General features: G+C 34.8%; 25 protein-coding genes. 17 read left to right on the plus strand and 8 right to left on the minus strand.

What is annotated here, in order from left to right; translation table 11 throughout:
* The first annotated feature begins 8 nt into the window (after positions 1–8).
* Positions 9–563, plus strand: a complete 555-nt coding sequence (locus ACFOWA_RS16050; protein WP_378986898.1) for a hypothetical protein — start codon at positions 9–11, stop codon at positions 561–563.
* 119 nt (positions 564–682) lie between these two features.
* Here ACFOWA_RS16050 and ACFOWA_RS16055 read toward each other — a convergent pair whose 3' ends face one another.
* Positions 683–1,276, minus strand: a complete 594-nt coding sequence (locus tag ACFOWA_RS16055; RefSeq protein WP_378986900.1) for a hypothetical protein — start codon at positions 1,274–1,276, stop codon at positions 683–685.
* Positions 1,277–1,449: 173 nt separating this feature from the next.
* Here ACFOWA_RS16055 and ACFOWA_RS16060 point away from each other — a divergent pair, with 173 nt between their 5' ends.
* Positions 1,450–2,322 (plus strand): AraC family transcriptional regulator, encoded by an 873-nt coding sequence (locus ACFOWA_RS16060; RefSeq protein WP_378986902.1) that lies wholly within the window; start codon positions 1,450–1,452, stop codon positions 2,320–2,322.
* 126 nt (positions 2,323–2,448) lie between these two features.
* Positions 2,449–4,278 carry a DNA polymerase III subunit gamma/tau gene (locus ACFOWA_RS16065; RefSeq protein ID WP_378986903.1) on the plus strand — a complete coding sequence of 610 codons (1,830 nt, stop codon included), beginning with the start codon at positions 2,449–2,451 and terminating at the stop codon, positions 4,276–4,278.
* A 61-nt stretch (positions 4,279–4,339) separates the two neighbouring features.
* On the opposite strand, the gene ACFOWA_RS16070 is transcribed toward ACFOWA_RS16065, so the two are convergent.
* On the minus strand, positions 4,340–4,747 hold the full coding sequence (locus ACFOWA_RS16070) for a hypothetical protein (RefSeq protein WP_378986905.1): 408 nt from the start codon (positions 4,745–4,747) through the stop codon (positions 4,340–4,342).
* 180 nt (positions 4,748–4,927) lie between these two features.
* Complete coding sequence (locus tag ACFOWA_RS16075; RefSeq protein ID WP_378986907.1) at positions 4,928–7,147, minus strand: NADP-dependent isocitrate dehydrogenase; 2,220 nt, start codon at positions 7,145–7,147, stop codon at positions 4,928–4,930.
* Between the two features lie 252 nt (positions 7,148–7,399).
* Here ACFOWA_RS16075 and ACFOWA_RS16080 point away from each other — a divergent pair, with 252 nt between their 5' ends.
* Together ACFOWA_RS16080 and ACFOWA_RS16085 are read left to right on the plus strand one after the other, a co-directional pair.
* Positions 7,400–8,731, plus strand: coding sequence for a PQQ-dependent sugar dehydrogenase (locus tag ACFOWA_RS16080; protein ID WP_378986909.1), 1,332 nt, complete (start codon positions 7,400–7,402; stop codon positions 8,729–8,731).
* An 87-nt stretch (positions 8,732–8,818) separates the two neighbouring features.
* On the plus strand, positions 8,819–10,867 hold the full coding sequence (locus ACFOWA_RS16085; protein ID WP_378986911.1) for a TonB-dependent receptor: 2,049 nt from the start codon (positions 8,819–8,821) through the stop codon (positions 10,865–10,867).
* A gap of 201 nt (positions 10,868–11,068) precedes the next feature.
* Here the strand turns inward: ACFOWA_RS16085 and ACFOWA_RS16090 are convergent, their stop codons facing one another.
* Positions 11,069–11,410, minus strand: coding sequence for a single-stranded DNA-binding protein (locus ACFOWA_RS16090; RefSeq protein WP_123205533.1), 342 nt, complete (start codon positions 11,408–11,410; stop codon positions 11,069–11,071).
* A gap of 233 nt (positions 11,411–11,643) precedes the next feature.
* On the opposite strand from ACFOWA_RS16090, the gene ACFOWA_RS16095 reads away from it, so the two are divergent.
* The 8 genes from ACFOWA_RS16095 to ACFOWA_RS16130 all read left to right on the plus strand — a co-directional run bounded on the left by ACFOWA_RS16095 (position 11,644) and on the right by ACFOWA_RS16130 (position 15,940).
* Complete coding sequence (locus ACFOWA_RS16095; protein WP_378986913.1) at positions 11,644–12,000, plus strand: hypothetical protein; 357 nt, start codon at positions 11,644–11,646, stop codon at positions 11,998–12,000.
* 155 nt (positions 12,001–12,155) lie between these two features.
* Positions 12,156–12,368 carry an FAD-dependent oxidoreductase gene (locus ACFOWA_RS16100; protein ID WP_378987741.1) on the plus strand — a complete coding sequence of 71 codons (213 nt, stop codon included), beginning with the start codon at positions 12,156–12,158 and terminating at the stop codon, positions 12,366–12,368.
* A gap of 16 nt (positions 12,369–12,384) precedes the next feature.
* The gene (locus tag ACFOWA_RS16105) at positions 12,385–12,954 is read left to right on the plus strand and encodes a Crp/Fnr family transcriptional regulator (RefSeq protein ID WP_378986915.1); all 570 of its coding nucleotides are present in this window, start codon (positions 12,385–12,387) and stop codon (positions 12,952–12,954) included.
* A gap of 78 nt (positions 12,955–13,032) precedes the next feature.
* Positions 13,033–13,386 carry a YciI family protein gene (locus ACFOWA_RS16110; protein ID WP_378986917.1) on the plus strand — a complete coding sequence of 118 codons (354 nt, stop codon included), beginning with the start codon at positions 13,033–13,035 and terminating at the stop codon, positions 13,384–13,386.
* A gap of 320 nt (positions 13,387–13,706) precedes the next feature.
* The gene (locus ACFOWA_RS16115; protein ID WP_378986919.1) at positions 13,707–14,270 is read left to right on the plus strand and encodes a DUF4256 domain-containing protein; all 564 of its coding nucleotides are present in this window, start codon (positions 13,707–13,709) and stop codon (positions 14,268–14,270) included.
* 19 nt (positions 14,271–14,289) lie between these two features.
* Positions 14,290–14,844 (plus strand): DNA-3-methyladenine glycosylase I, encoded by a 555-nt coding sequence (locus ACFOWA_RS16120; protein WP_378986921.1) that lies wholly within the window; start codon positions 14,290–14,292, stop codon positions 14,842–14,844.
* 6 nt (positions 14,845–14,850) lie between these two features.
* The gene (locus tag ACFOWA_RS16125) at positions 14,851–15,258 is read left to right on the plus strand and encodes a DUF1801 domain-containing protein (RefSeq protein ID WP_378986923.1); all 408 of its coding nucleotides are present in this window, start codon (positions 14,851–14,853) and stop codon (positions 15,256–15,258) included.
* Positions 15,259–15,334: 76 nt separating this feature from the next.
* Positions 15,335–15,940: an alpha-ketoglutarate-dependent dioxygenase AlkB family protein gene (locus ACFOWA_RS16130; RefSeq protein ID WP_378986925.1), complete on the plus strand. Its 606-nt coding sequence runs from the start codon at positions 15,335–15,337 to the stop codon at positions 15,938–15,940.
* Between the two features lie 2 nt (positions 15,941–15,942).
* Here the strand turns inward: ACFOWA_RS16130 and ACFOWA_RS16135 are convergent, their stop codons facing one another.
* On the minus strand, positions 15,943–16,728 hold the full coding sequence (locus tag ACFOWA_RS16135; RefSeq protein ID WP_378986927.1) for a hypothetical protein: 786 nt from the start codon (positions 16,726–16,728) through the stop codon (positions 15,943–15,945).
* Positions 16,729–16,902: 174 nt separating this feature from the next.
* Between ACFOWA_RS16135 and ACFOWA_RS16140 the strand changes: the two genes are divergently transcribed.
* From ACFOWA_RS16140 to ACFOWA_RS16155, 4 genes are all read left to right on the plus strand, one after another.
* Complete coding sequence (locus ACFOWA_RS16140) at positions 16,903–17,454, plus strand: GNAT family N-acetyltransferase (RefSeq protein ID WP_378986929.1); 552 nt, start codon at positions 16,903–16,905, stop codon at positions 17,452–17,454.
* A gap of 8 nt (positions 17,455–17,462) precedes the next feature.
* A complete protein-coding gene (locus tag ACFOWA_RS16145; protein ID WP_378986931.1) occupies positions 17,463–17,675 on the plus strand; it encodes an alkylphosphonate utilization protein in 213 nt (70 codons plus the stop codon).
* 70 nt (positions 17,676–17,745) lie between these two features.
* A complete protein-coding gene (locus tag ACFOWA_RS16150; protein ID WP_378986933.1) occupies positions 17,746–18,144 on the plus strand; it encodes an META domain-containing protein in 399 nt (132 codons plus the stop codon).
* A gap of 75 nt (positions 18,145–18,219) precedes the next feature.
* Positions 18,220–19,164: a YihY/virulence factor BrkB family protein gene (locus ACFOWA_RS16155; RefSeq protein WP_378986935.1), complete on the plus strand. Its 945-nt coding sequence runs from the start codon at positions 18,220–18,222 to the stop codon at positions 19,162–19,164.
* 37 nt (positions 19,165–19,201) lie between these two features.
* Here ACFOWA_RS16155 and glgB read toward each other — a convergent pair whose 3' ends face one another.
* The 3 genes from glgB to ACFOWA_RS16170 all read right to left on the minus strand — a co-directional run bounded on the left by glgB (position 19,202) and on the right by ACFOWA_RS16170 (position 26,810).
* The gene (gene glgB, locus ACFOWA_RS16160; protein WP_378986937.1) at positions 19,202–21,187 is read right to left on the minus strand and encodes a 1,4-alpha-glucan branching protein GlgB; all 1,986 of its coding nucleotides are present in this window, start codon (positions 21,185–21,187) and stop codon (positions 19,202–19,204) included.
* 64 nt (positions 21,188–21,251) lie between these two features.
* Complete coding sequence (locus tag ACFOWA_RS16165; RefSeq protein ID WP_378986939.1) at positions 21,252–23,714, minus strand: glycoside hydrolase family 31 protein; 2,463 nt, start codon at positions 23,712–23,714, stop codon at positions 21,252–21,254.
* Positions 23,715–23,945: 231 nt separating this feature from the next.
* A complete protein-coding gene (locus tag ACFOWA_RS16170) occupies positions 23,946–26,810 on the minus strand; it encodes a TonB-dependent receptor (RefSeq protein ID WP_378986941.1) in 2,865 nt (954 codons plus the stop codon).
* Positions 26,811–26,835 lie beyond the last annotated feature (25 nt).

The raw sequence follows: 26,835 nt of genomic DNA on the forward strand, positions 1-26,835 counted from the left end.
TCCCTTTTATGATGAACAAATTCCCAATTTTAAAACAGAAAATTTCCTTTTATTCTTTAACATTATGCATCTTATTGCTCTCATCCTGTTCTGAAACTCCCGAAAAATTCTTCGATATAGCAATCCTTAATACCAACATGATTAATGATTTTGCAAGTCCTGATTTAGCTAGACATATTGACGAGGAAACAAAAGAATTTCCAAATATCCCATCAAGTAAGAAAAAGGGCAATGAGGCTGAAACAGTTATCCACAATAAAATTCTATACCTCGAACAATCATTAGAAAAAGTAAAAAAACTTTCTCCATCGGGTGATGATGAAGAGGAAATAAAGAAACTATCGTTGCAATTGTATGAAATGGTAATTCCAGTTTATAAAAATGAATACCTAAAGTATGCTAGAATTTGCGATAAACATGGTAGTCAAACCTCAAAAGATGAAATTATAGACAAAATAGACCAGCAGTACGGTCTGCGTTTTGAACAAAATTATAATGCACTGATGGATAAAGGAAAAGCTTACGCTAAAGAAAATAATATACAGGTAAACTGGGGACAATAACTATCATTCAGTTTTAAATCACCTTACTTTAATATTATCTAATTGATAGAAACTGTATTAAAACACAAAATGGGATAATCTTTGCGGACTATCCCTTTTACAATAGATATTTAATTGAATTAGCGAATTGCAATTGTTTTTAATACTTCCTGATTTTTAGCTCTTACAACAAAAGTTAATTCTTTACCAAACGTTTTTCCAGTATTAAATTTCTTAACCAATTTAGATTTATTGGTAAAAGTTTCATTATAAAGTTCCTCATTGTACTCATTTAAAATCTGAACTTCAACAGGGCCTTTATCTGCATTATCCAAAGAAAGTGTTAGCATAGATTGCTCTTGCGTGAAAACAGGTTTTAAAAGTTCTGTTACTTTCGGCGCTGAAACAATAGCTTTATCATTTTTAATAACAATAGTATATTCAGCAACTTTAGCTTCGTAGGCAACGTTTAGCACGTATTCTCCGTCGGGCAATGCATTTAAATCGTAAGTTTTAGTAGATGCACCCTCAGAATGAATGTTTTCTTCGAACAAAACCTGATTATTTATTTCTCTGATAGACAATTTAATATCCGATGCCTCATCTATAGAGAAACGAATTGATTTGTTATCCTCACTTTTTACAGTAAGCGTAAAAACATTATCGTTTGCGTATGATGCAGAAGCGGCAAACATTGTTGCTGCAATAAGGCTGATTTTTAGTAAATTTTTCATAATCAATAATTTTATGGGGGTTAGTAATTATTTGATAATGCTAAATTACCACTGTTTCAGGCACATAGGTGATTCAATATGTTCCAATTTCTATGCTATATTAACCCAAATAATAGTTTATTAACAATAACTAAACAATAAAGCATATTATTTTATTTATTTTTGGTTAAGAAATGAAAAAAATTAAACCAAGTTTTGAAATTGTAGAACCTTCTTTCGGGAGTTCTTTTTACTATTCGAAATATGATGAGAATGCAAATAATAAAGCGCATTTGTGGCACTATCACCCAGAGATAGAAATGGTATTTGTAAATGGAGGCTCTGGCAAAAGGCAAATTGGTAGTCATGTTTCTTATTATACCGAAGGCGATTTAATTTTAATTGGAAGTAATTTACCGCATTGCGGCTTTACGGATACACATACGGGAAATAAAAATGAAACTGTAATTCAAATGAAACCTGATTTTCTTGGTAACGATTTTTTGATGCTCCAGGAGGTTAAGCCAATTTATGAGTTGTTTGATAAAGCCAAAGGTGGAATAGCATTTGGAGCGGAAACCATTAAGACTGTAGGTACCAAAATAGAAAAAATGGAAAGCCAGCAGCCATTTGAACGATTAGTGAGCTTATTAAAAATTTTAAAAGAGCTGGAAAAATCTTCTGACTATAAAATTTTAAATGCTTCAGGATTTTCTATGGAAATGCAAATTCAAGACAACGATAGAATTAACATGGTATTTAATTATGTTAAAGACCACTTTTTAGAAGAGATAAGCCTAGAAAAAGTTGCTGAAATGGCAAGCATGACCGTTCCATCTTTTTGCCGTTACTTTAAAAAAATCACTAAAAAAACCTTTACAAAGTTTGTTAATGAATATCGCATTGTACATGCTTCAAAACTTTTGGCCGAAAAACCCATAAGCATATCTAATATTTGTTTTGAAAGCGGCTTTAATAATTTCAGTCATTTTAATAAGTTATTTAAGGCTTTTACCGGCAAAAGTGCATCACAATACAGAAATGAGCTTAAGGCAGTGATTAAGTAGTTAATGACATGACATTTCTAGAACGAAGTCTTCTTTAGAAAATTAACTTTTTCTATTAAAACCTGACTTTTCAACATTCAAAGATTTCAATCAAAGAACATCCAAAATTTTCCTATTTTCGTGCCGATGGAAAATTTTATTGTTTCTGCCCGTAAATATCGCCCAGCCACGTTCGAAACCGTTGTTGGTCAGCAGCATATTACAGGCACTTTAAAAAATGCCATTAAAAATAACCAGTTGGCGCAAGCCTTTTTGTTTTGTGGTCCGCGTGGGGTTGGTAAAACAACGTGCGCCCGGATTTTAGCAAAGACCATTAATTGCACCGATCCTACAGCTGAAATGGAAGCTTGCGGACAATGCGAAAACTGCGTTTCATTTCAAACCGGACACTCTTTTAACATTCATGAATTAGATGCAGCATCAAATAATTCTGTTGATGATATTCGAAGTTTAATTGAACAGGTAAGAATACCACCACAAGCCGGAAAATATAAGATATATATTATTGATGAGGTGCACATGCTTTCGGCAAATGCATTTAATGCTTTTTTGAAAACATTAGAAGAACCGCCTTCTTATGCAATTTTCATTCTTGCAACAACAGAGAAGCATAAAATTTTGCCGACGATTTTATCCCGTTGTCAGATTTTTGATTTTAACCGCATACAGGTAGAAGACATTGCCAACCATTTAGCGGCAATTGCACAAAGAGAAAATATTGCTTTTGAATCGGATGGATTGCATATTATTGCACAAAAGGCAGATGGAGGTTTGCGTGATGCGCTTTCGATGTTTGACCAGATTGCCAGTTATGCCAATAAAAATATCACATATAAAGCTGTAATCGACAACCTAAACATTTTAGATTACGATTATTTTTTTAAACTCACTTCCTATTTAACCGCATCAGAAGTTAGCCAAACTTTACTATTATTTGATGAGATTTTAAATAACGGTTTCGATGGTAATAACTTTATCAATGGATTAGCCAGTCATTTCCGTAATCTTCTGGTTGGTAAAGATCCTGCAACAATTAAACTTTTAGAGGTTAGCGAAAATATAAAACAAAAATATTTAGAGCAGTGCAGTCAAACCGAGCTTTCGTTTTTACTAACGGCCTTAAATCTTGCTAATACATGCGATTTAAATTATAAAAACTCTAAAAATCAACGATTGCAAGTGGAACTGGCGCTGATAAAAATGTGCCATATCCGGTCGGTAGTCAATTTAGCCCAACAGCCTTTAGATATTAATAACACAGCAACTGACCAAGGTCAGGATAAAAAAAAAACTGATGTAACTAAGGTTGAGTCAGAAAGTCCAAAGATTAAAGCTGAAAGCGAAGACCGTTCAAAAGCTGAAGATGTAAAGGCGAACGCACAAAGCAAATACTCTTCACAAGCAGAAGACGAAAATTATTTAAAAGATATACCAAGTTTAAATCCAATTTCTTCGGCTACTTCCATTAAAATAAACATTCCAAAACCAAACGCTACTAGCACATTTATTCCATCATTAAATGATTTAGAACGTGTAGCTAATGGCGAAGAAGATACTGGCCCTAAAAAAGTTACGGGTGATGCACGGGAAGCGTTTAGTTATGAAAAGCTATTACAGGTTTGGAACAGCTATATTCAGATTTTAAAATCTACAGACAAAATTAACCTTTTTACAATTTTAAATAATTTTGCTCCTGCCCTACTCAAGCCAGAATTAATTGAAATTTCTGTAGAAAGCAAAACACAAGAACAATTTGTTCAAAAGGAATCGGTTGAATTGCTTAATTATTTAAGAAATAAACTGAAAAATTTCGGCATAGAAGTTACCTACAAATTAATGGAGCGGAAAATTGAGAATCGCTTGTATGGAAACAGAGAGAAATACGATTATTTGGTTAACAAAAACCCAAAATTAGACGAATTGAGAAGGAGATTTAATCTAGATATTAACCCTTAGTGAGATTATAGATTTTAATTTTAAGTTAGCAGCTTACATCACTGCTAACTGAAATTTTTAATTACTTCTCTGGTGCATCATTAATCGGATATCCTTCTTCATCTAAATCATCACGATCATCCTCGGGTGTATGTGCTAAAATCTCGTCTTCAGGACTTAATTTAACACTTTCTCCATTATCAACATGCATTCCCAATTCTTCTAAATTATCTTCGGCAATATCTTCTTCCCTGGCATATTCATCACCAACGTAAGGATTTGCTTCGTCATAAGTAGAGTCATCATCAACAGCACCTGCGGCAACAGTTTCGTAACCCATTGGATGATCATAATCTGGCTCCGTACCTTTTACATCGAGTTCGTAGCTTTGTTTATGCTCATCAAAAGATAAATTTTCCTTATTGATTTCGCTATTTTCGGTAGTGCTGTGAATCTTATCTTGCGAACCTTTATTTTCGTTATTATCCATGATATTTTCTCCTATATTTTATTATAATAACAATAGTGAGGCAAGATGGTTTTTGATAAGTATCTTTGGTATTATTTCAATTTGTAAATCAGTTTAACCACTTGTAGAAAATCTCGAATAAATAAAAAATCCCCAACTCATTCGCATCAGTTGGGGATTTACTTTTTAAACGCTATCTAATTACAAAGATGCTAATGTTCTATTCAGTGTTTCACTCGGGCGCATCGCTTTACTTGCCAATTCATCATTAGGGTTGTAATAACCACCAATGTTTTGAGGCTTGCCTTGAGCACCGATTAATTCTTCATTAATCTTCACTTCGTTTTCGGCTAAAGCTTTTGCAAGCGGTGCAAATCTCGCTTGTAATTCAGCATCTTTAGTTTGTGTTGCCAAAGCTTCTGCCCAATACAACGCTAAATAAAAGTGAGAACCACGATTGTCAATTGTTCCTAATTTTCTACCTGGCGATTTATCGGTAGCTAAAAATTTCGCATTTGCCTCATCTAAAGCATCGGCTAAAGTTTGTGCTTTTGCATTGTTTTGTGTCTGCGATAGATGTTCTAAAGATGCTTGTAGTGCTAAAAATTCACCTAAAGAGTCCCAACGTAAATAACCTTCTTCAATAAACTGTTCAATGTGTTTTGGGGCAGAACCACCTGCACCGGTTTCGAATAAACCACCACCATTCATTAAAGGAACAATAGAAAGCATTTTCGCCGAAGTTCCTAACTCTAAAATTGGAAATAAATCTGTTAGATAATCACGCAGTACATTACCAGTTACCGAAATAGTGTCTTCACCTTTACGAATGCGTTCTAATGTAAATTTAGTCGCTTCGATTGGCGCAAGAATACGAATATCCAAACCATTTGTATCGTGGTCTTTTAAATACTTATTTACTTTAGCAATGATTTCTCTATCGTGTGCCCTGTTTTCATCTAACCAAAAAATTGCTGGTGTTTCTGATAAACGAGCTCTGTTAACTGCAAGTTTAACCCAATCTTGAATTGGAGCATCTTTAGTTTGGCACATACGGAAAATATCGCCCTTTTCTACTTTCTGGTCGAAAAACACTTTACCATCAGCATCCGTTACACGGATAGTTCCACTTGCTGCAGCTTGGAAAGTTTTATCATGAGAACCATATTCTTCAGCTTTTTGAGCCATTAAACCAACGTTTGGAACAGAACCCATTGTCGTTACATCAAAAGCACCATGAGTTTTACAATCATCAATTGTTGCTGTGTAAACACCTGCATAACAACGATCAGGAATTAAAGCAATCGTATCTTGTGGTTTGCCCTCTTTATTCCACATTTGACCAGAAGTACGAATCATTGCAGGCATTGAAGCATCAACAATAACATCAGATGGAACGTGTAAATTGGTAATACCTTTATCAGAGTTTACCATTGCCAAAGCTGGACCATTTGCAATTGCATCAGCCAATGCCGCTTCAACTTCTGCTTGTTTAGGGTTGCCAGCTATTTTAGCATAAACATCGCCTAAACCATTACTGGTTTCAACGTTAAGCTCCTTAAATAAATCAGCGTATTTTGCAAAAACATCTGCAAAATAAACCTCTACAATTGCACCGAAAATTAATGGATCTGAAACCTTCATCATCGTTGCTTTTAAATGTGCTGATAATAAAACGCCAGCGGCTTTAGCTTCTTCAATTTCTTTGGCAACAAAGGTTTTTAATGCCGATAAACTTAATGCAGAGCTATCGATAACTTCACCCGCTTTTAACGGTGCTAAACCTTTTAATTCTTTTACAGAACCATCTTCTGCAACAAATTCAATTTTAAACTGACTTGCTTGTGTTAAAGTAACTGATTTTTCTGAACCATAGAAGTCGCCTTCCGTCATACTAGCAACTTTAGTTTTAGAATCTGCAGACCACTTACCCATTGAGTGTGGATTGGTTTTAGCATAATTCTTAACGGCTTTTGGTGCTCTTCTGTCTGAATTACCTTCACGTAAAACAGGATTTACCGCCGAACCCAAAACCTTCGCGTATTTATTTTTAATTGCTTTTTCTTCTTCACTTTGTGCGTTATCCGGATAGTTTGGAATCGCAAATCCTTGAGCTTGCAATTCGGTAATTGCACCAACCAATTGTGGTATAGAAGCTGATATATTTGGTAATTTTATAATATTCGCCTCAGGCGTTGTAGCTAAACCACCAAGTTCTGCTAAAGCATCACCGATTTTTTGGTCGTCGTTTAAATATTCTGGAAAATTTGCCAAAATTCTACCCGCTAAAGATATATCTCTGGTTTCTACATCAATCCCTGCCGAGGCAGTAAACGCTTGTACAATAGGTAACAAAGAATAAGTTGCCAACATTGGCGCTTCATCTGTTTTGGTGTAGATAATTTTTGATGTATTTGACATGTTATATTCGAATTTTACTAATTAATGTAAATAAAATATTTGAATTTTGATTAGAAACCCTTCTTTTTAAAATCGCCTAAAGATAAAATAATCGATTGAATTAAGGAACACATCAATGTTATTTATCAACCATTATAAAACAGATTTAGCCTGTAAGTAATATTCTAAATTGGATTAATTGTATAAAAACATCCTATCAACTTTTATGTTGTAATAATAAGTAAGGATAATCCATTAGCTCACAATTAAATTATGAAAAAAGAAATTTTATACGCGGCGTTATTTTCATCCGCTGCCTTGACAAGTTGCCAATCCAGTTCAAATTCAAAAAACGATGCTGATAGCTTAGCAACTGATACAACGGTTGAAACATCAATATCAGAATTGAAACTTCCTGCACCTAATGAAAAAGAAGCTAAAAGTAAGTTTAGTAAAGTAATTGGTTGGCCAGAAGGAAAAACACCTGTTGCCCCTGAAGGCTTTGTGGTTACTAAATTTGCATCGGGAATTAAAAGCCCAAGAAATATGATATTTACCCCAAATGGGGATGTTTTGGTTGTGCTTACCAATTCTGAAAGAAGTGCCAAAGAAGTTATAGCTGGTGCAGTAACTGGTAAATCGAAATCGGAAGTTCCGGGTAAAAGTGCAAATACCATCGTGTTATATCGCGATGCGGATAAAGACGGGAAAGCAGAAACCTCTACGACATTTTTATCTGGATTAAACCAGCCTTACGGAATGGCTATAATTGGCGATAATTTTTATGTTGCAAATACTGATGGCTTATTACAATACCCATATAAAGCTGGGGATACGAAGATTACAGGAAAAGGCAAGAAAATTTTGAGTTTACCTGCCGGTGGTTACAACAACCATTGGACACGTAATTTAATTACAAACGCCGATAAAAGTAAAATTTACATTACCGTTGGTTCTGGTAGTAACGTTGGTGAAAACGGAATGGATAAGGAAGTTCGTAGAGCTAATATTTTAGAAGTAAACCCTGATGGTACTGGTGAGAAAATTTATGCTAGCGGGTTGCGTAACCCTGTTGGAGTAGATTGGGCTCCTGGCACAAATATGCTTTGGACAGCCGTAAACGAGCGTGATGGTTTAGGTGATGACCTAGTGCCAGATTATATTACCAGTGTTAAAGAAGGTGCATTTTATGGCTGGCCATATTCTTATTATGGACAAAACGAAGACCCAAGAATGAAAGGCAAAAGCCCTGAGTTGGTAAAAAAAGCCATTGCTCCTGATGTTCCTGTTGGTTCGCACACCGCTTCTTTGGGCTTAGCATTTTATAAGGCAAATAAGTTCCCTGCAAAATACCAAGGTGGGGCTTTTATTGGTCAGCATGGTTCTTGGAACCGCTCTGCATTATCAGGCTATAAAGTAGCATTTGTACCATTTAAAAATGGAAAACCAATTGCCGATGCGGAAGATTTTTTAACAGGATTTATAGCAAATGCTGAAAAAGGAGAAGTTTATGGCAGACCTGTTGGTGTTACATTAACCCCAGACGGCGCTTTATTAGTTGCAGATGATGTTAGCGGAATCGTTTGGAAGGTAGCAGCAAAATAGTTGTGCACCCCATAGTACATGCGCAGGTTATTGGTATTTTTGCCACATAACCTGCGATTTTTTTTATCTCCATAATCAAACATCCTATTGAAATCAGCACTTACATTTATTATACTTCTTTCTACAATTTTTGTTAAAGCTCAAACTGCTAAACCAGATTCTGCAAACAAATTAAACGACGTTATTATAAAGGGCTACTACAATACAGTACCGCTTTTAAGGTCAGTTTCTGCAGTAAGTTTAGTTGATAGTAATTCAATTCGCAATCAACAGAGTAGTTCGCCTGTAAGTATTTTTAACACTGTTCCAGGTGTTAGAATGGAAGAACGTTCTCCCGGAAGTTATCGCTTATCGCTACGCGGAAGTTTATTGCGTTCGCCTTTTGGTATAAGAAATATAAAAATTTATGTTGATGATTTTCCACTTACGGATGCTGGCGGAAATACATATTTAAACCTTTTAGATGTTGCCTCATTAGGTTCTTTAGAGATTTATAAAGGTCCGGATGCAAGTATTTATGGAGCAAATACTGGCGGTGCCATTCTAATTAATACTCCTGATATTCAGAACGATATTAGTGCATCAATTACTGGTGGTTCTTATGGGTTATTTCATCAAACGGCAAATGTTTCTAAAACGATTAAAAATTATAAATTTAGCGTTTCGCAAGGCTATCAACGTAGCGATGGCTACAGACAAAACAGCGCCGTAGAGCGAAAATACTTCCAAACCACACAACAATGGAATTATAATGCTTCGGGTTTATTAAAAGCATTTATTTTTTATAGTGATTTAGGCTACGAAACACCTGGCGGATTAACGGCTGTTCAGCTGGAGCAAAACCCTAAACTAGCCAGACCTGCAACACCAACCATACCTGGTGCCTTAACACAGCAAGCGGCGATTTATAACAAAACCATATTTGGAGGATTATCGAATACTTATCAAATTGATAAACATTTCCGTCACGTTTTTGCATTGTTTACATCATACACCGATTTTAAAAACCCATTTATTACTAATTATGAAAAGCGTTACGAAAGTACTTTAGGTTTTAGAACATTTTTAGAGTATGCTCAAAGGAATGATCGCTTTAAGTGGAATGTGCAAGGTGGATTTGAAGGGTCGGGAACAAAAACACAGGTGAAGAACTTTAACAATAATGCTGGCACACCTTCGGCTTTGATGGCTTATGATGATTTAAGAGCCAATCAAGATTTTGCTTTTCTTCGGTTTAATTTCGATATCAATAGCAAGTTATTAATTGAACTGGCTTCGAGCATTAACTTTTTCGATTATAAATACGAACGTTTTTTCCCAACTATTATTAACGAACAGAAAAGAAATTTTGATGCGGAGTTGATGCCGAAACTAGCTTTATCTTACCTATTCAGTCCAAAGGTTTCACTTAGAGCATCTGTTAGCAAAGGCTACTCGCCACCTACTCTTGCCGAAGTACGCTCATCAGATAACAATATCAATAACGATTTACAAGCAGAAAATGGTTGGAATTATGAAATTGGTTTGAGGTATAAATCACTTAACAATCGGTTTTATGCAAACGCAAATATTTTCCAATATGAGCTTAAAGATGCAATCGTAAGACGCTTGAATGCAAATGATACAGAATTTTTTATAAACGCTGGCGGTACCAAACAAAAAGGTATTGAATTAGAAACTGCCGCATGGTTACTTCAAAACGCTGAAGGTTTTTTAAATGGATTACAATTACGAAGCAGCTATACTTATAGCCATTATCGATTTGAAAATTTTATAAACGGCAATTCAAATTTCTCGGGTAATAAACTTACAGGTGTGCCCGAAAGTGTTTTGGTTAGTAGTTTAGAATTTTTATTTAATGATGGAATTTATTTATTTGGTCAGCATAACTATACATCATCCATTCCATTAAATGATGCAAATTCTGTTTATGCAAAACGCTATGATTTAATAGAGGTTAAGGCAGGAATTAGAAACTTAAAGCTTGGTAAAACTAAATTTGAAATATTTGGAGGTGCAAATAATTTGCTAAATGAAAATTATAGCCTTGGAAATGATTTAAACGCGGCAAACAATAGGTATTTTAACCCAGCCCCAGGAAGAAATTTCTTTGCGGGTCTTTCTGTAAAGTTGTAGCGCTTGCTTTTTCGTAGGATTTCTACTTAAATCGTCTTATATATGCAGGCGGGAATCTTAATGGAGTATATACAAAAACACGTGCACCATTAAGATTCCCTACCAAGTAGAAAGTGAAGAAAAAGCCAAATTTTATTCAAAATACCTCATATTGTTTCCTTGTAGGCATTAGTAACGACCTACATATTGAGAAAACCAGTATCAATTAACCTCCGTTTCTTTAGTAGAAACCCCACTGACCACAATTTCTATAGAATAGCGTTTGCTGCCATCTTTAGCTTCATAAAAATTATTTACTAATTTACCCTCAATGTTAATATATGTTCCTTTTTTAATTTGCTTTTCAGCAAAATCTGCATTGGCATTCCAAAAAGTTAAAGTAAACCACTGTGTGTTTTTTACCGCTTCGCCAGAAGCATTTTTATGGTAATCATTTACGGCTAATCTTACTTTTGCTAATTTTTGTTTTCCTGATAAATTTTTAACCTCTGCATCAGCACCTGCAAAACCGCTTAATACAACTTTGTTTGTTCCATTTTCCATGATCTTTTAATTTAGTTTCTGAATGTTTAAAGAACGATAGTCACCACGACTACCGACAGAACAAAGTTGCAACAGTTAGGAAAACTTAACCGTAAATTAAATATTTATAGTCGTTTATAAACGTTTAAAAACGGATAATCATCGCTTATGCACTTAAAAACCATTTGCTATTTGATTTATTTTACAAATTCTTTAGATTTAAACATCATCCCATAATTAATAAATAAAAAATTATGGAACGTTTATGTCTCGATTGCGGTACACCTGTTAAAGGCCGTGCTGACAAAAAATATTGTGATGATTTGTGTCGTAACAATTATAATAACAACCTTAAGGCAGCAGATAGCAATATTGTTAAAAAGGTAAATCATATCCTTAAGCAAAACCGAATTATTCTGATTAAACTAAATCCAGAAGGGAAAACAAAGAAAATTAGCCGGAAGATATTGCTCGATAATGGTTTTAATTTGGATTATTTAACTTCTGTTTACCAAACACAAACGGGAAAAACCTATACTTTTTGCTATGAGTATGGCTTGCTAGTTTTGACCGAAAATGAATTTTTATTGGTAAAACGGGAGGAGAAATAGATGGCAGAAGAAAAGTTAATTTGGTGAGTTGCTGTAGTTGTACATCATGGACAAAGCAGAATTGCTATATATTTTAAAAAAGATACAGATTTAATAGCCAGAGTAAAAAAATTAACTGTTGTAAAATGGAAACAAAATTTGAACAACATTGAGATATAACAAAAGAGCTCGGCTGTGAATTTTCAGAACACAACCATATAAAAACTGATCAATTTCAAAAAACAACTGAACCAGGAATATTTGCTTGTGGAGATAATACCACCATGTTGCGAAGTTTATTTAATGCTTTAGCAAAGGGCGGATTAGCCGGTGTAATGGCTGGTAAAGAATTGATAACTGCAGAATTTAATACTATAGTAAGTTTATAATTACTAAATTGAAGAAATGATAGCAGTTTTAAAAAACCACATAATCAGTCGGCTGGGAAACGATATTGAGAATTTAGATAAGGTTATTGCTTCATTTACACACATCAAAACAAAACGTAATACACAACTTTTAAAACAAGGCGATACTTGCAAATACGTTTATTTTATAGCAAAAGGCTGTTTACAAGTGTATGTTTACGATAAGGATTTTAATGAAACCACCAGAGATATTGTTGTTGAAGATAATTGGTGCTCAGACTTGGTAAGTTTTGGAAGTGGTAATCCCTCACAAGAAAACATCAGAACCGTTGAGCCATGTGAACTTTTTGCAATCGACAGGAAATTATTTCAAACCTTGATGGAAACTGTTCCACAATTTGATAAAGTTTACAAGCAAATTCTTGAAGCATCTTATGCAAATTCTGTTTATCGCATAAATACTTTTGTTTCACTTTCGGCTTTAGAGCGCATAAAATGGCTAATGCAAAACCGCCCCACATTAATGTCACGCATCTCTAGCAAACTTATTGCATCTTACTTGGGCATTAATAAAGATGTTTTTAGCAGACTTAAGTCCAAATTGTAAAACATCGACTTTTGTCATCGTTCAACTAATTTTAATCGTTCAATTTTGCTTAATCATGAACAATTAAAAATTAAAATTATGACAGAGTATTTATTATTATTCCGTAACGCAAGTGGCGAGAATGGTTATTTAGCAACTGGCCAAGATATGGCAGAAGATATGCCTAAATGGCAATCTTGGATTGGAAGCATTGCTATGCAGGGCAAATTAATTCATACAGCACCAATTCAGTATGAAGCATCTATAGTGAATAACAATAAGGTTTTAGATGGCCCGCTCAAAGAAGCAAATAGTGTTCTGGTTTCAGGATTTTTAATTTGCAAAGCAGATAATTTGGAAGAAGTACAAGAATGGAGCAAAACTTGTCCGATACTTAAATACCCAAATAGTTCGGTAGAAATTAGGCCGCTTATCCCCTTCCCAACAAACTAAATAGTAACACTGGCATTTGTTAAATGCCTGAAACATTCTGCAGATATACTCTAGCCCGGAGAAGTGATATGATTATCTTATAAAGATAAAATATCACACCTTCGCGATTTTTTATGACATATTCTACAAACATGAGCCTTCATCTCTTCGGACTTATATTAGGTATAAATGAACTATTGCCAATAACAGATAATTTCTTTTCATTTGTACGGAAGTAATTTACTTCTGGCATTAAGATAAATCTTTATTGTATTAAATATAAATCATCCCAGGATCTATTTTAATAGCCAGCACACATATTTTGAAACCTTGAGCAACTTATGCAAAACAACAATCAACTCTCAGCAAATCAAAAGGAAGAATTATTAGGCATCTTAAAACTTCGTTTCGAACAAAATATGAACAGGCACAAAGGGTTAGATTGGATAAAGGTTCAAGATAAATTAGAAGCAAACGCTACTAAATTATGGTCGCTAAATGAGATGGAAATAAGCGGTGGCGAACCAGATGTTGTTGCTTACAATAAAGAAACTGATGAATTTATTTTTTACGATTGTGCAGCCGAAAGCCCAAAAGGTAGGAGAAGCATTTGTTACGATAACGAAGCCTTAGAATCGAGAAAAGAAAACAAACCAAAAAATAGTGCTATTGCAATGGCTCAAACGATGAATATTGAAATACTTACAGAAGAGCAATATCGGGAATTGCAACAGCTAGGGAAATTTGATGCCAAAACATCGAGCTGGATAAAAACACCTGAACAAATAAGAAAACTTGGCGGCGCACTTTTTTGCGATTGGCGTTACGATACCGTTTTCACTTACCATAACGGCGCTGAATCATATTATGCAGCAAGAGGCTTTCGTGGGTCATTAAAAGTTTAATACCAATAATTAATATAAAATGTCGTATTGTAGCGCAATAGAGCTAATGCAACCTGAAGACAGAAAGGCTTTGCATAAAAATTACCATGATAATCATTACGGCTTCCCAATACATGATGACAATGAATTATTTGGCAGGCTGGTTATGGAAATTAATCAAGCCGGTTTAAGTTGGGAAACCATATTGAAAAAAGAAAAAACATTTCGTTTAGCTTACGATAATTTCAACATAAAAAAGGTTGCTGCTTACAACGAAAGCGATTGGGAAAGGTTATTGAATGATCCTGGGATTATACGAAATCGATTAAAAATAAACGCAGCAATTGAAAATGCAAAAACCATTCGCCTACTCCAAAAAGAGTTTGGATCTTTTAAAAAATGGCTTGAAAGTCACCACCCTAAAACCAAAGAGGAATGGATAAAGCTTTTTAAAAAAACTTTTAAATTTACAGGTGGAGAAATTGTGAATGAATTTTTAATGAGCATTGGCTATTTACCTGGTTGCCATGATGAAGATTGCCCAATAAATAAAAAGATATTAAAAGAGAGCCCGATGTGGCAAACTAAAGGTTAACAATTAATGGTTAAAAATCAAAAATTAACAGATAGTGAAAAGGTTTCCTTACACATCGAAAGCTTAGCCATTAATCATAAAATCATTGTCGAAACTATCCGCAAAAATATTCTTTCAACAGATAAAGATATTGCCGAGCATATAAAATGGAATAATCCAAGCTTTTATTACACTGGCGAAATGAAACCATTTGACCCAAAAGAATATAAAAGATATATAGTGGTGATGAATTTATATAAAGGAAAAACTATGCTTGTTTTTCCAACTGGAGCAAAAATAAAAGATTCCTTGCTCGAAGGAGCATATAAAGACGGGCGAAGATTGATAACTTTTAAGGACTTGGAAGATGTTAAAGCGAAAGAAAAAGCGCTACAAAACATTATCAAAGAGTGGTTAAAACAAGTAGAAAAGTAGCATAGCAAGTTTCAGTTGTTGCTTTAACAAATAGTTGCCAACCTGGTGTACATTGCTGAAAACAGAAATATCAAAAATGGATTTATTCGGTTCAACAATAGATAGCAATAAAAACCTTTTACCTTATGGCGGAACGGTTAATTATTATGGTGAGTTATTTTCGCAAGCAGAAGCAGATGGATATTTTGATGTATTGTGGAACACTATTGATTGGAAAAATGATGAAGCTTTTATAATGGGAAAGCACATCATAACTAAGAGAAAAGTTGCCTGGTACGGAGATAGTGATTACGCTTACACGTATTCCAGATCATCGAAAACGGCATTACCATGGACAGCCGAACTTTTATCGCTCAAAGAAATAGCCGAAGAAAAAACCGGAACCACTTTTAACTCTTGCCTGTTAAATTTATACCATGATGGTGATGAAGGTATGGCTTATCACAGCGACGATGAAAAAGCTTTAGCTAAGAATTCTGCAATTGCATCAATAAGTTTTGGTGCAGAAAGAAAGTTTTTATTAAAGCATAAACAAACCAAAGAAACCATAGGCATATTTTTGGCAAATGGTAGTTTACTAGTTATGGCCGATGAAACACAAACCAATTGGCTGCATCGATTACCAACTACAAAGAAAGTTAGCAAACCAAGAATAAACCTAACATTTAGAACAATGAATTGATACTAGTTACCAAACTCACTAATATCAATAATCCTATCGTTATCGTATTCTTTTAAAAAAAGTGTTCCTTTATTATTTTTTTGCCACGTAAAATTTTGCTGAATATTTTTTATAATCGTTTGAGGATTTAGCGTTTCTGCAGAAACCGGTAAATTAAATGTTTCTCCGGTCAAATAATTAACTTGATATAAGGATTTATCCATTGCAAATACCAGCGTTGCTCTATCGGCAGAGTTTAGCAAAAATTTACCTTGAATTCGCTCATTGTCATGCTCTCTTTTTACAGGATATACTCTTCCATTAATTATAGTAACTACAAAATCATTATTAATTAAAAACGTACTCAAGCTGATTTCCTGTAGGCCAACCGTAAATTTGCTGTCGTTAGCACCATTCGATTCTTGGTTTAGTTTTACAACCTTAGGTACTTCATCCTTTAATGCAACAATATAAAATGGCGATACCAATCCTGTTCCGTCTGCAACCTGAACTATTGCAGCAGTCTTTTGAGTATTTAAAAACCTTGGAGCTTTAAACTGCTTTATTAAAGGCTTTGGATTATCCTGGATATAAATTGAAGTGTCTTTAAAAGTTACCGCATAAACATCGCCATCCTTTTTACCTGAATCAATTTTCACAATTTTAAGAGCGTCTTCTTTTGATTTTGTTGTTTCATTAAAGTTCTCTCCATTTACTAAAGCTCTTGGAGTATAGGTTTTTTCTAATTTTTCTTGCTTACAAGAAAATAAAATTACGGATAATACAAGGGCTAAAAGGGTCGTCTTCATGAGTATTGAGGTTTTTTGTAAGTATAGCTTTTATTTACAAAGGTTAAAAAATTTAGGTTAAAATTATGTTCTTTAATTGTTAGTTTTGGTTGAATACGATGTGAAGGCTACAAATTTTATTGTTGCTTAATTTGAGCATTTAAACTGAAAGAAACTATATCGCAAAGAAATTAAATGAAAATTTTTGTAGAAACCGAAAGGCTTTATTTAAGGGAAATTATTTTTGATGATGCTGAATCAATGTTTGATATGGATTCTAACGCAGAAGTTCATGCTTATTTAGGAAATTTACCTTGCACCACCTTGGATGAATGTAAAGTTAATATTGAATTTATTAGAAGGCAATATATACAGAATGGAATCGGAAGATGGGCTATTATTGAAAAAGAAAGCGAAAAATTTATTGGTTGGCCAGGCTTCAAACTTATAACCGAAACCTATAATAATCAATCAAACTACTATGACATTGGTTATCGATTGATTAAAAGATACTGGGGCAAGGGCTATGCAACTGAAGCCGCTAAAGCTGTAATTGATTACGGATTTAGTAAAATGGAGCTTTCTTTAATAATTGGCATCGCAGATATAGAAAATACATCCTCTATAAAAGTATTAGAAAAAATAGGCCTTAGTAGAATAAGTATATTTAACTATAATGGTCGGTTACATCATTGGATGAAAATTGAAAATGGAAATTCAATTATTAATTCTAATTTCGCATCCTAAATTAGGATATGGAAACCAAAGACAGCAACGGAAATATATTAAGCGAAGGCGATTCAGTTACCGTAATAAAAACCTTAAAGGTTAAAGGAATGGCGGCTGACATTAAGCAAGGAACAGCGGTTAAAAATATTCGTTTAACGGATGACCCAAAAGCGATAGAGGGTAAAGTGAATGGAACAATTCTGGTATTAAAAACAGAATTTTTAAAGAAGAAAAGTTAAGTATAAAATAATTTCTTAAACTAAATCAATTGGTTTAGTATTTATAGCATCTAACCAAATCACATATATTATGAAAAATACAATCATACTCGGATTAATAATCTGCTGTTTTACTTCCTGTTTAGAAAAAATTAACCCAGCTTCTTTAACCAACACCAAGTGGGAATTATCAGAATTAACGGGCAAAAAACTTCCGATAAGCGCCAAAGCAACTTTAAATTTTGGTGATAGCTTAAAAGTAACCGGAAAATCTTTTTGCAATAATTATGGTGGTGAGGCTGAAATAGTTGATGATAAAGTAATAGTTAAAAATGTGTATGGCACTAGAATGATGTGTCAGGGAACTGATTCTGAAGAGAGAGCATTCTTAAATGCATTAAAAGAAACAGATCATGCAAAAATGACTGACGGCAAACTTCAACTGCTTAAGGGTGAGCAAACCTTACTGGTTTTCACCAAAGTAAATTAATATTTATAACACTAATTTCTAGGCCCGAATAAACTATTTTTAGTATTTTCGGGCTTCTTAGTTTAATACAGCACAATGCCGATATCAATTAAAAACGAATTGAAATTTTTCTTCTCTACCTTGAGAAAGGCATTTAATATATTTCAGCTAAATGACCCTTTACGTTTGGCGGGAGCAACAGCATTTTTTACAAACTTCGCTTTACCGCCAATACTAATTATTTTGATTAGGTTATTCGGCATGTTTACCGATAGGAGGCAATTAATTACAAATATATTTCAGCGATTAAGTAACATTCTTGACAATGAGAGTATTGCTCAAATTAGGCTTACTTTAAAAAATATACGTGGTATTGACCAAGCTTGGTACATTACCCTGATTAGCTTTGTGTTCTTCCTATTTGTGGCAACAACACTATTTAACGTAATAAAAAATTCGTTAGAGCAAATTTGGAACATTGCCATGAAAGATAAAAAAGGTATTGTAAATACTTTAAAATCTAGAGCAATATCGGTTACCATTATATTATTAGCGGGAATGTTGTTTTTAGTCGGTTTACTAGCCGATAGCGTTCAAGCGTTAATAGGTAGCTATCTTAAAACCAACTCTCCTTCTTTCGAATTGGTGGCTACATCAATTATTAATCAGCTAATGTTTATAATAATTGTTACGGCATGGTTTAGCGTATTGTTTCGCTTTTTAACTAACGGAAGACCAACCTGGAGGGCAGCTTTATCAGGTGGTTTACTAACCGGATGCTTATTTACCTTAGGAAAATATATTTTGCGCATCTTATTACCATTAAGTAACATCAGCAACATCTATGGCTCGGCAGGTTCTATAATTGTTATAATGCTTTTTGTATTTTATTCTTCCTTAATATTTTATTTTGGCGCATCGTTTATAAAAGCATTAAGTGTAGGTAGAGAGACACCAATCGTACCGAAAAATGGAGCCTTTGCTTACGAACTAACTGAGATTGAAAGTGAAATTAATGGAAATGAAAAAGAGGAAGTTTAATTGCTCCCTCTTCCTTTTCATCTTAAATATTTTAACACTATTTGCTTTTGAATATTATCACCGCTAATGGTGGTAAAGTAACAGATATAGAAAATTGTTGGTTATTGTAACCCTCTTCAAAAGGAATTACATCTCCCTTGTTATTAATCCCGCTTCCATAGTAAATAATATCGTCTGAATTAAATATCTCTTTCCATTTGGTTTTAAATGGTACTCCAATTTTATAGTTTTCGCGAACAACTGGTGTCAAGTTTAAAGCAATTACTAAAGTGTCTTTCGCTTTCAGTCCTTTTCGCATGTAAACAAATACCGATTCATCACGATTATCAGCATCTAACCATTCAAACCCTTCATAACTAAAGTTAAAATGATACATGGCCGGCTCCTTTTTATACAAAAAATTTAAGGCTTTAACCGTTTCTTGCATTCCTTTATGCGGTGGATATTGCAACAAATGCCAATCTAAAGATTGCGTAAAATTCCATTCATTGGTATCGCTAAACTCATTACCCATAAACAAAAGTTTTGCTCCTGGGTGAGTATACATATATGAATATAGTGCCCTCAAATTTGCAAATTTTTGCCATTCATCGCCCGGCATTTTATATAACATAGGCGATTTACCATGAACAACTTCATCATGAGAAAAAGGAACCATAAAATTCTCTGTAAAAGCATAGGTCATGCTAAAACTAAGCAAATTTTGATGATGCTTTCGCTCTATAGGGTCAATTTTAAAATACTTTAAAGTATCGTTCATCCACCCCATCATCCATTTCATACCAAAGCCCAAACCACCTTCATGTACTGGATGTGTTACACCGTGATAAGTACTACTTTCTTCAGCAATGGTTTGTACACCATCAAAATTACCATAAACGGCAATATTTAAATCTTGAAGAAATTGAATGGCACCTAAATTCTCGCTTCCACCGTATTCATTTGTTGCAGCGTCATCATCTTCTCTAGAGAAATTAAAATATAACATAGATGCAACTGCATCTACTCTTAAACCATCGGCATGATATTTATCTAACCAGAATAATGCATTGCTAATTAAGAATGAACGGACTTCGTTTCTATCGTAATTAAAGATGTAAGATTTCCAATCTGGATGAAAGCCTTTTCTCATATCTGCATGCTCATACAAATGCGTGCCGTCAAATTCGTATAAACCATGTCTATCGCCTGGAAAATGCGATGGCACCCAATCTAATATAACTGCAATATTTGCTTTGTGCAATTCTTCAATTAGATACATTAAATCTTGTGGTGAACCGTACCTTGAACTTGCACCATAGTATCCTGTAATTTGATAACCCCAACTTGGGAAATACGGAAATTCCATTATTGGCATTAATTCTACATGGGTAAAACCCATCTCTAAAATGTATGGAACCAGCGCCGCAGCAACTTCCCTGCAATTTAAAACCCGCTCAGGCTCGTTTGGATCGCGTTGCCAAGAACCTAAATGTAATTCATAAACAGAGATGGGTTGATTTAATGCATTAATTTTCGGTCTTTTTGAAAGCCAGGGTTTATCTTTCCAGCTGTAATCGGTGTCCCAAATAATACAGGCTGTTTGCGGCGGGTGTTCCCAACGCACTGCAAATGGATCGCCTTTTAAATGCTCAGATTCATCAAAACCTTTAACAAAATATTTATAAACATCGCCCTTTTTTAGGTTAGGTATGAAGCCTTCCCAAATGCCAGATTTATCCCATCTTTTATTTAATGAATGCGCTGTATTGTTCCAATCATTAAAATCGCCAACCACACTAACACGAATGGCGTTTGGCGCCCAAACCGAAAAATATGCACCTACTGTATTTTCAATGGTTAACAAATGCGAACCCATTTTCTCGTACAAGCGAAAGTGCTTGCCAACTAGAAATAAATCAACATCGTAATCTGTAAATAAGCTGTACGGCCAAACAGGCAAACTTTTATCAATGCTAGGTAATGTTACTTCAACTGCCTTTTTAGCTAGAGGTTTTGCAGATGCTTTTCTTGCTGCTACCATTATAAATTTCGGTTAGATTTTAATAACCCCGAAAGCCTTTTTATGTTTTCGGGGTTATGATTTTTTACAGACTAAAAATCTGTATTTCAACGAAGGTTTTATTGCATTTGAAATGTAAGTTGTTATTATCATCTATAATGAAATCACTTACCTCTTTGCCATCAACACTTACTTTTTTCACTTTAAAATTTATGCCGAAAACATTACAAGCATAAAACTCGTAATTTGGTGTGTATAGGCCTTCGGTAAGTTGATTAATTTTTAACGCTCCTCCATCTCCCTTTACAGTAAATTTCTTTTCAAGATAAATGTCTTGCTCGTAAGCAAAAGTATCACCATGATCTTCGTACATGAACGAATTAACTTCGTAATCGCTATAGTAAATGTTTAATATTACTTCGGTTATTATCTTTTCATCTACATACTGCATTACCGGATATTCGGGTATAACCGAACCAGCTCTAACGAACATTGGCATGCTATCGATTTTTGCTTCTACAAAGTGTTCGCTCTCTCCTGCTAAAACCTCGTTCGTCCAGTAATTATACCAGGTTCCCTTTGGTAAATATACTGTTCGTGCTACTGCACCTTGCTCTAAAACCGGACAAATTAATAATTTATCGCCATAACAAAACTCATCCTGGCGGAAGTGGTTACTGATATTTTCTTGTTCTAACATTACCAATGGCCTCAAAATAGGAAAGCCATAACGGTGATGTTCCCAAAAAACAGAGTACAAGTAAGGCATTAAACGATACCTTAACTCTATAAATTTGCGGTTAATATCTTCAAAGAAATCTCCAAAGCTCCACGGTTCGCGTTCGGCGGTATCACCGGCGGAGTGTGCTCTCATAAAAGGTGAAAATGTACCCAGCTGTATCCAGCGGGTAAATAGTTCTCCATCAGGCTCTCCGCTAAAGCCACCGATGTCTGTCCCACAAAAAGGTACTCCAGAAACTGATAACCTTTGACATTGGATATTACCCATTTTTAAGTGCTCCCAACTTGCAAGATTATCCCCTGTCCAAACGCTTGCATAGCGTTGCATACCTGAATAACCTGCTCGGGTAATCGTAAATGGACGTTTATTACGCATGAGTTTTTTCAAACCCTCGTACGTTGAGCGCACCATTTGCATACCATAAACATTATGTGCTTTCCGGTGCGAGCCACGGAAACCATCATAATTATGGCGAACATCGTTCGGGAATGTTCCTGAACCGAAAACTGCTGGTTCATTCATATCATTCCAAAACCCAGCAACGCCCATATCTACCAATTCCTTATACAGATTTCCCCACCAGCTACGCACTTTTGGGTTGGTAAAATCAGGAAATTGACAACGACCTGGCCATACGTGGCCTTCCATATAATAATCATCGCTTCGGCGACAGAAAAATCTTTTTTCTTTCCCTTCTTTGAAAACCCAATAATCATCATCTACTTTAATTCCTGGGTCAATCATTACAACGGTTTTAAAACCATCATCCGAGAGCTCTTTTATCATCCTCCGAGGATCTGGAAAATACTTTTTGTTCCAGGTAAAGCAGCGATAGCCATCCATATAATCGATATCGAGGTAAATGGCATCACAAGGTATTTTTCTTTCGCGAAATTGTTTTGCTATTTCTTTTACTTTGGATTCGGGATAGTAACTCCAGCGGCATTGCTGGTAGCCTAATGTCCATTTTGGAGGCATTGGATGTGTACCCGTTAAACTTGCATAACGTTTAACAACATCCATCATGTGTGGCCCGTGGATGTAATAATATTGCAACTCACCGCCATCCGACCAGAAACTGGTTTTATTTACATCTTCTCCACCAAAATCAAAGTACGATTTAAAGGTATTATCGAAAAATATACCGTAAGCAGCCTGGTTGTGCAAGCCAATATAAAATGGGATGGTTCTATATAAGGGATCTTGATTCCAACCGAACGAATAAGCATCAGTATTCCAGTTTTCGAATCTTCGTCCGCGTAAATTAAAATTTCCAGATTTATCACCTAAACCAAAGAAGTTTTCTTCGGGATTGCATTTTTTTGTAGCATAAATATAGTACCCACCAAAATCCGTGTTTTCTTCCCAGTGCATGGAGTTTGCTTCATCAACCATCAAGGTACCTGTAATGTTATCAGAAAACGAAATATGGAAATTTGCTTTGTCAATTTTACAGGTTACCGAGTGGGTTGAAACCGTATAACTATCATCCTGCTCCTGCATTTTAAATACAGAAACTTTCTGATCAACCTCTGGCACTGCATAAGAAAAATCATCTAAAAAAACACCATGTGGTGCTAAACGAACGCGAATAATTTCATCGCTAACTACTCTAATTTCAACTCTAGCATCACCATCAGAAAAATAAAAACGATTACCTTCTTTCTTTACTTTCTTAACTGTACCCAAATATTGCTTAACAATTGGCTTTACAGATATATCAACCGGATTATTTAAATGCTGTATTTCTTGCTCTTTATCTATCAGCTCATTAACCTCGCTCGATTTGTCTTGTGTGTCTTCCATCCTTATTTATTCAAAATTAATATTAATTGCCCTTAAACTGGGATGTGCTTAAGAAAGTACTATAATACAAATATTTTATAAAAGGCAATGCAATTATTCATAAAAAAGCCCTTATTGTTAGATAAGATTATATGTGCCGATAATTAACCAATGGAAGCATGCAATAGATTTATTCCACAAAAAAGCCCTCACCATTTTGAAAATAGTGAGGGCTTTGATAAAATAAATATTTTAAGGGTTAAAAGTAAAGCCTAAATAATAAATAGCACCTGCAGCTGGGTTACCATAAGAGGTGATGTAATATTTATTTAAAATGTTTGAACCACCTAATTTGATTGATGACATAACAGATGGAATTTTTAAACTAACCTGTGCATCAACAGAACTGTATGATGGAACATCGCCTGAAGCGAATGATGAGTTCCAGTAAAATTTATCCTGCCAACGGTAAGAAACATTAAAACCAAAGTTTTTAATAATTTCTTTATTTCCAAAGCCTAAATTGAAACGAACTTTAGGGGTATTAAAATCGTTAATGTAGTTTACCGGAAGATCACCAATTTGATTGTATGAAACGTTTCCACTGAAATTATAGTTACCAACCAAATAATCTAAGCCTAAAGCTGCACCATAAGAAGTAACTTCGCCAGCTGCATTTACAGGAACACCAAATTTAACAAAATTAGGAGCGGCAAGCGTACCAACGTTTTGGTAAACATCAACAGCAGTAATAAAATCTTTGTACATATTGTAATAACCGTAAGCATCAATCAATAAATTTGGCAGAATTAAACCTTTGTAACCCAACTCGTAAGATTGAACACTTTCTGGACGGACACCTCTATCATCAAAAGTATATTGTTGTAATAAAGCAGGGTTTGGTGTACCAACAGCAGCCGAACCTACGAAAGCACGGTAACTCACATCAGTAAAGGCTTTGTTTCCATTTAAATTATATTTGCCGAACATAATTTCTGGCAAACCACCTATTAAACGCTGAGAACCGCCACCAACTGATAAATCGATATATTGATTTTGTGTTGTTGGATTACGATAACCTGTTTGATAAGATACCCGAATGTTATTGTTTTTAGCTACTGTGAAAACTCCTGTTATCCGTGGTGTAAAACGACCTTCAAAATTCATGCTTTTATCATAACGCCCTGCAAAAGTAAATTTCACTTTATCGTTAAACAATTTTTTACCAATTTGCGCAAATGCACCATATTCGTTAATATCTATTGATTCATTTAAATCGTTAAAAATAGTACCCGCTGAATTTAAATCATACAAACGGTAAGAAGCACCAACCTGAAACTCAACCACATTATTAAATGCATTGGTGAAATTGTACATACCTTCATAATGATACAAATTTGATTTATCATCAAACTTAGCACCGTAAATTCCTTTCGTAAAATCTGTTGAGCTTATTGTAGTGTTCATAATTCTCTGCTTTGCAGTTTCAAATTGAGCACTTCCTGGCTCAAAACGACCTTGGTTTGCAGCTCCTCTTGCTATTGCATGAGCCGATGCATCACTTTGACCTGCAGCACGGGCACCTACATAATTACCAATGTATTGAGGAAACCAAGTTGTTGATGGTTTTGAAACCTCATTAATGTAACTACCTAAAATAGAAGAAATGTAAGAATCTCCAGAACGTTCTTGCGTAGTGTAAGCTTTTACAAAGAAATCCTGACCTTTAACTTCTAATTTATATTGACCGATATTAAAATTACGCAATGAATAACGATCGGAACCAGTGTAAACCGATGTTCCTGTTCCCCAGTTTGCCTGGGCTACAGCCTGAACTGTATTTGTTATGTTATAATATGCTGCACCAGATACCTTTAGCGATTTTGTATCATAATCAACTAAATTTTCTTCATTGTAACCTGTTCTAGATACATTTTGGTTGGGAATTAAACCTGGTGTATTTAAACCAACAAAAAATGGTTGAGTTTGAGCATTTGTAGCTAAAAAAGAATTAATTTGAGCCTGGCTTGGAACTAATCCTCCTGTTGCAGTACCAAAGTTTCTTATAAAAGTTGCTGTACCAGCAGCCACAACACTTTGAGCAACGTTACGCATATTCTGACTAACCTCATCGCCATAAACATTTATACCGTCATAATTTGTATCGCTATTACGGTCGCCACTTTTAGCAGTTCTGGCGTTACGGTCAAAGTTCGAATAGTTATTTCCAAACCAATCTTTAGCTTGCAAAAAAGAGAAAGCTGCCTTTACTCCGAATTTATTATTCCATGATTTGGCTAACCTTACATCCAACTGATTGTATGGCTGAACACTAGAGTTATTATCATTTACATGGTTAACACCAGTTTTATATTGAAAACTTGCACCCTTATATTTAAATGGATCTTTAGAAGTCATTAATAAAGTTCCATTAATACCTCCTGCACCATACAAAGCCGAAGAAGCTCCAGGCAAAAGTTCTACATTATCAACATCAAGCTCGGTAATACCAACGATATTACCTACAGAAAAATTAAGACCAGGCGCCTGGTTATCCATTCCATCGATATACTGGTTAAATCTGGTATTACCATTTGAGTTAAAACCACGAGTATTTATCGATTTAAAAGTTAAACTCTGCATGCTGCTTTCTACACCTTTCATGTTATTAATGGCGTCGTAAAATGATGGCGCAGCAATTTCTCTTATCGATGCAGCACTCATTCGCTCAATTGAAACTGGAGATTCTAAAATACGCTCAGGAGTTCTCGAGGCAGAAACTACAACATCGCCACCTAAAATGGTTCCAGCTTCCATTTCTATGGTTATGCCAGTTGTTGCACCTGTTACTTGTTGTTCTATGGTACCATATCCAACATAACTTGCAGATAACGTAAATGGAGCTTTTGCCGCTGTAGTAAAAGAGAATGCGCCAGAGGCGCTGGTTGCTGTTCCACCCGTTTGACCTTTAATAACAACCGTTACACCAACTAATGGTTCTTTGGTTTGTCTGTCTTTTACGGTTCCGCTAACGGTTATGTTTTGAGCTTGTACTGCAAACCCAGTTGCGCACACAAGTAAAAACACATAGAAAATCTGTGTAAAAAGTTTGCTCATAAGATGTTTAATTTGGTTATCCCTT

The sequence above is a fragment of the Pedobacter lithocola genome, assembly GCF_042650845.1.
In the GTDB taxonomy this organism is placed as follows: domain Bacteria; phylum Bacteroidota; class Bacteroidia; order Sphingobacteriales; family Sphingobacteriaceae; genus Pedobacter; species Pedobacter lithocola.